The organism is Paenibacillus sp. FSL H7-0331 (genome assembly GCF_001956045.1).
This window is the reverse complement of record NZ_MRTH01000099.1, coordinates 1-5,159: the sequence shown is the minus strand read 5'-3', so window position 1 is coordinate 5,159 and position 5,159 is coordinate 1. Positions and strand designations below refer to the sequence as shown.

Here is a 5,159-nt window from a genome sequence, read left to right as displayed (position 1 = left end):
CTTGTTCTCGCTTAATTGCTGGTTTTTCGTTTCACTGTTCACATTCGCCGGTTTCCGTTTTGCCCGGCTGCGCAGTGAACGTGATTTTCGCCGATTGATAGGTAACGCGCCTCAGGCTGATGAACGCTAAAAGTGCTTTCCGCCTCCTGATTACCGTTGCTGCAGCCTTCGTCTTCTGGACGCTCTTGAATCGTTTCGCCCTGGATCCTGATGCGTCGGTTTTTTTGAGCCACAAGACCAAGCTCACCCGTCCAATGAATTTACCTGTCTGGCTAACTATGCTGAACGTTCACGTCATCTTCGCTTGCATCGCAATCGCTGCGGGAGCCATAAACTTTGCTAGTGCCGAGCTCCGTAAGTACCGGAAGACGCATCGTATTCTCGGCTACGTCTATGTCGTCGCCGTACTGGCCGTATGCATCACATCAGGCTATATGGCTCCTTTTGCTACCGGAGGCAAGGTCGTGAGTGTAGCCTTCAATTTGCTTAATATCATTTGGATATTTATAACAGTGAACGCATACTTGCATATTCGACAAGGACGGGTTGAAGACCACCGCCGCTGGATGATCCGCAGCTACGCGTTCTGCTTTACAAATCAGATGATTCATACGCTTATGCTTCTCTTCATCAACGCGCTGGGAATGAGCTACGAGGTCGGATATACGGCGAGTGTTATAGGAACGATCGTACTTCTTTTCTCGGCGGCGGAATGGATCATTCGGAGACGAAAGGCTGGCGGGAGTACGGTGTCGTTTTGGTGATAATAAACATCCACCGCTTCTTTTGTGGACGGACTCACAAACCGACGATTAAACCGCAACTGTCTAGAGGTACGCGTTCTTTATGAAACGGAGAATCGATGGGAACATGAATGGTTCTCGTCAGCCAAACTGAACTCTAGGCTGTTAAAACACTTTTAGTTACAAGTCCTTCAAAGGGTAATGCTGAATGGATTTATTACGCTTAACCAGATCGGCGAGCGGGAGCTGCTGGAGAAGTCGATTATTGATCTCACGCTGCTGCTGCGCTATATCCTGAATCATTCGGATATGACCACGCTTGAGGAGGAAATGCATCTTATCGAAAAATACGGCTCCCTTCAGCAGCTCCGTTTCGGGCATCGCCTGCAGGTCCTTATGTCGTGCGAAGACGGTATTCGTCCGTACAAGGTTCCCAAACTGATTCTCCAACCCCTGGTTGAAAACGCGATTATCCATGGAGTCGAGCCATTGAACTGCCCATGCACCCTGACGGTTGCGGCCGATACTGTATTGGAGGACGGTGTGCTGTTCGTGCGTATCCACATCGAGGATGACGGAGTCGGTTTCGACACGCAGCTGCTGGATGAACACGGTCAAGTCGGCCTCGCTAATACGCGCGAACGGCTGCAGCTTTGCTTTCCCGACAGTCTATTTCGGTTGGAAAGCGCCGTAGGGGTGGGGACAAGCATTTTCATCATGATACCGGAGGCCCATTTCCATGAAAATTATTATAGCGGATGACGAGCATCTGATCCGGATGAATATCCGGTACAATTTGGAGAAGTTGAATATCCACGGTTTGCGGATTTACGAAGCAACCGACGGCTTTGAGCTGCTGCGCGAGTTGGAGCAGCAGCAGCCTGACGTCGCTTTCGTGGATATCAAAATGCCTCTGCTTGGCGGTCTGGAAGCCATCGAGAAAGGCAAGCTGATTTCCCCGCATACGGAGTTCGTCATTTTGACCGGCTTCTCGGAATTAAACTATGCCCGGAAAGCAATCGCACTGCGTATCAACGAATATTTGCTGAAGACGGTCAGCCTTGACCAGCTCAAATCGGTTATCCACAGCATTGGTGAGCTGCTTACCAGCAAAGCTTCCGAAAGCCACAGGCTGTTCGCCCTGCGGATTGCCGAAATGATTACGGCCATGCGCCTGTCGAGGGCGATCGCTTACCTCTGGAAGGTATGAGCTGCAAGCTGATCGCCGTATGCTTTGACGGCTTCAATAGAACGAATCACTTGGCCGTTGAAGAGTGGCTGGATAATGCCAAAAAGTGCGCCGAGCCCTATCTGAGCATCCATTTCCACATGACGTTTTGAATCCTCGGGATCATGAATGGATCCTTGTGTTCGGCTATGACAAGTCCGGGGAAAACGGCAGTGAGAACCTGGTGTCGTGCATGACGGATATCCGTCGCATGACAGTGGCCTGGCGTAAGGAACAGGGTCCGGCCACGCAGAATCACTCTAGTAACAGGCAGCACTTTCCCGTTCAGATCGTTCTTCTCCGTCTATGGGGAGCTGCAGCAGCTCACCTGCCTGAGAGCTTTATCAGGTACTTCCGTCGACTATTCCCAGTCCTTCCTGAAAGCCATGACACAGGATAAGCCTCATTATATGCCTATTTGCACTTTGCTTGTCGAACTGGCCCGATATCAGAAACTTCAAAGCCCTATCGAATTTGGCAGCGCAGTTGAGCAGCTCATCGCTCTGGTAGAAACCAATCGGCTGCATGACAACATCCGGTTGATCCGTGCGGCAGGGCAGTATTTGCGCTGCGCCATCGGACTGTCCGTTGAGCCAGATGTTGATTATTCCCGCTTGAAAAACGAACTGCTTGACTGCTGCAAAAGCATGATAGGTTCCCAAACGGACCGGAGTCACATCGTCGTTCCATCGTCGCTTATGCCAAGGCCCATTACGCAGAAGAAATAAGCGTCGTCAAGGTGGCCACACTGTTTGACATCAGTCCCAACTATTTAAGTTCGCTTTTTCATAAAGAAACGGGAAATCGATTCGTGGAGTATGTAGCGGAGCTGAGAATGAAGGAGGCGCAAAGACTACTCGTGGCGACCGATTTATCGGTTCATGAAGTTACAAGGAAGGTCGGACTGTACAGCACAAGCCATTTCAGTAAATTATTCACCAAATATTACGGTGTCTCCCCTCAGGAATACAAAAAAACCCGGTCTCCAATGGAGAACAACCCTTTGCTTTCCCTTAAGTCAAGGCAATGACATCGTCAGCAGCAAATAGATAAAAAGCGGAACTTTGGTGTATACACCGAAATCCCGTTTTTTATCTATTTTTCCATATCACCCCTGATTATAAGAGCATATTAAGATGCATTCCCTCAACTTGAGGAGCTCGCTATAAAAGCTGATTTCGTCCAACGAACGTGCAAATATACCGCACAGGATTTGGTTTCCTGTGATATCTGAAAACAAGGCGAGTATAGTCAACGATCTCGTTAATAGACTACACTTAGAATGTCAAATACGGTTTTACAAATACTTACAAATATCAAGCATTGAAGGCTGCTAAAGAACAGTTTCCTGAGTTCCGCGAGACGATCCTCCACCAGATGATCCATTGCCAGAACCATTACCCGTTCCATCCGGTTCAGTACTTGTTTCTGTGCCTCCTGTAACTCCAGAACATTATCAGTTCAAGGAATAGTTCCACTACCGGTGGTGGAACTATCCAAAGTCAGCTCCTATAGTTCTGAAAGCTTTTTTGTGCGTGACTTCGAATAATTCACTATTCATTATGTTTACTCCGTCGGGAATGTAATAAGGTTCTTGTCATTTATAGGAAATGTAATAGGGTTCTTGACATCAACCGATTACAAGAACCCTATTACATAACTAAAAAAAGCCGCAATTTAAGCGACTTTCAATGTAATAATGATGTTGACTTCCGACATGTCGCATCAGTACATGTTACCCGCGGTGTCTATAAAAAACGCGATAACGCATCAAACAAACAAAAAGGCCCTATTTAACCACTTCCCCCTTTCTTACGAAGTAAAAACTTTGTAAATGCCAACGCAAGATGACTTGAGCCACCGACTTATTGTGATGAAAGGCGATTTCGGTCAACTCCGGACGATCAAGCAACGCTTTATTTCCTTGCCCCAATGGTCCCCATGCCTCATGCAAAATCCGATGCCGAGCAAGATATTCGTGCAATTTGTTTTGTGGAAACTCCGGATGAGTCTCGATTTGATTAATCATCGGCTGAATCCTGGAATGCTTCATTACATTCTCAAGGTGGTGAATCTCAAAATTCGCAACACCGATCACCTTTATTTTCCCCTCTGAATATAACTCTTCCATAGCCTTCCATGCTTCCAGATAATGAGGACCGGCAAAATGAATCAGGTACATATCAAGGTACGTTACATTCAGTTTTTTACAGGTTTGTTCAAAGGCTTTTTTTGTCGCTTCATAGCCGAGGTCAGTGGTCCATACTTTTGAGGTAATAAAGAATTGTTCTCGAGGAATCCCACTATTTTGAAGCTCTCGTCCTAATTCTTCTTCGTTTCCGTATATTTTAGCTGTATCGAAATGACGATAACCTACACGAATAGCCTCGTGAATCGCCATTTCAAATTCTTTCCCATTTTTTATTTTATACACGCCAAAGCCCACTTGGGGAATTTTATAGCCATTCACCGCTTCGATCGCTTTGTTCATTTTCGTCCCCTCCCTTGCTTAAAGAAAAATAATCCGACATGGTTCATTCGCATTGCGAAAGTAGCATCTCGATTTGTTCCACGAGATTTTTCAGCAACTTGAGCTTGCTTTTGGTGTCCAGACGATAATAGTTAATAGTCCCTTCTTTACGAACGCTTATAATTTGCGCATCTTTCAAAATTTTCAAATGATGAGATACGGCTGGACGGGAAAGATGGGTTTTTTCCTTAATCTCGCCCACTCGCATTCCTGGCACTTGTTGTCCTTGAATCAAGGTCAAGAGAATGGCTTGCCTGGTCTCATCCCTGATAGCGGTTAATACATTTTGATTTTTTTTAAATTCATCTGCGAGATTGGCCGCGACCACCTGTTTCACATTCGTTCCCCCCATCGACGATTCAATTGTTCAATTTCTTGGACGAATAAAGGATATCACGATCCTTTATTCTGTTCCATATTGGGAAAGATAATCGAGACCCAGATTTTTCCTTGCATATTAAAGGTGGATTATACCTTCTTTGAACTAAACTGCCCGTCCCTCAACGCCCAGCGGGACATATGTATAAAAATGGGTGTTTTGTTCAGATGTCCTTTATTGAGCTATCGTTCACCGTAATCAATGTTATGGCCGAAAATTATGGTATTACTACAATAAATTGAGTGTGCATATCAGGTTCTATTTTTTGTGTCATACCAT

Annotated in this window: 8 protein-coding genes and 1 pseudogene; 7 read left to right on the top strand and 2 right to left on the bottom strand. The window is 46.1% G+C overall.

All coding sequences use genetic code 11. From position 1 onward, the window contains the following. Positions 1 to 119 precede the first annotated feature (119 nt). The 7 genes and pseudogenes from BK127_RS41505 (at position 120) to BK127_RS46010 (ending at position 3,001) form a co-directional block, all read left to right on the top strand. Entirely contained in the window at positions 120 to 764 is a 645-nt protein-coding gene (locus BK127_RS41505) for a DUF2306 domain-containing protein (RefSeq protein ID WP_076238481.1), read from the top strand. A 180-nt stretch (positions 765 to 944) separates the two neighbouring features. Continuing rightward, positions 945 to 1,070 (top strand): annotated as a pseudogene (locus tag BK127_RS46015) (hypothetical protein); the annotation flags it as partial. A gap of 162 nt (positions 1,071 to 1,232) precedes the next feature. Further along, the gene (locus BK127_RS45455; protein ID WP_256711704.1) at positions 1,233 to 1,505 is read left to right on the top strand and encodes a sensor histidine kinase; all 273 of its coding nucleotides are present in this window, start codon (positions 1,233 to 1,235) and stop codon (positions 1,503 to 1,505) included. Continuing rightward, entirely contained in the window at positions 1,483 to 1,953 is a 471-nt protein-coding gene (locus BK127_RS41495) for a response regulator (protein WP_076238479.1), read from the top strand. Before BK127_RS45455 ends, BK127_RS41495 begins: the two co-directional genes overlap by 23 nt. Next, on the top strand, positions 1,950 to 2,084 hold the full coding sequence (locus BK127_RS45450; protein WP_256711703.1) for a hypothetical protein: 135 nt from the start codon (positions 1,950 to 1,952) through the stop codon (positions 2,082 to 2,084). Before BK127_RS41495 ends, BK127_RS45450 begins: the two co-directional genes overlap by 4 nt. A gap of 273 nt (positions 2,085 to 2,357) precedes the next feature. Then, a complete protein-coding gene (locus BK127_RS41490) occupies positions 2,358 to 2,699 on the top strand; it encodes a hypothetical protein (RefSeq protein ID WP_179097825.1) in 342 nt (113 codons plus the stop codon). A gap of 11 nt (positions 2,700 to 2,710) precedes the next feature. Further along, positions 2,711 to 3,001 (top strand): helix-turn-helix transcriptional regulator, encoded by a 291-nt coding sequence (locus BK127_RS46010; RefSeq protein WP_076238477.1) that lies wholly within the window; start codon positions 2,711 to 2,713, stop codon positions 2,999 to 3,001. A 759-nt stretch (positions 3,002 to 3,760) separates the two neighbouring features. Here the strand turns inward: BK127_RS46010 and BK127_RS41480 are convergent. Continuing rightward, entirely contained in the window at positions 3,761 to 4,462 is a 702-nt protein-coding gene (locus BK127_RS41480; RefSeq protein WP_083689984.1) for an aldo/keto reductase, read from the bottom strand. Positions 4,463 to 4,505: 43 nt separating this feature from the next. Continuing rightward, complete coding sequence (locus BK127_RS41475; RefSeq protein WP_372237426.1) at positions 4,506 to 4,838, bottom strand: ArsR/SmtB family transcription factor; 333 nt, start codon at positions 4,836 to 4,838, stop codon at positions 4,506 to 4,508. Between the last annotated feature and the right edge of the window lie 321 nt (positions 4,839 to 5,159).

What these genes read in the sequence shown, in the direction of transcription:
- BK127_RS45450 (WP_256711703.1), top strand. Translation starts at nt 1,950, where the DNA reads ATGAGCTGCAAGCTGATCGCCGTATGCTTTGACGGCTTCAATAGAACG.
- BK127_RS41505 (WP_076238481.1), top strand. Translation starts at nt 120, where the DNA reads ATGAACGCTAAAAGTGCTTTCCGCCTCCTGATTACCGTTGCTGCAGCC.
- BK127_RS41480 (WP_083689984.1), bottom strand. Translation starts at nt 4,462, where the DNA reads ATGAACAAAGCGATCGAAGCGGTGAATGGCTATAAAATTCCCCAAGTG.
- BK127_RS41495 (WP_076238479.1), top strand. Translation starts at nt 1,483, where the DNA reads ATGAAAATTATTATAGCGGATGACGAGCATCTGATCCGGATGAATATC.
- BK127_RS41490 (WP_179097825.1), top strand. Translation starts at nt 2,358, where the DNA reads ATGACACAGGATAAGCCTCATTATATGCCTATTTGCACTTTGCTTGTC.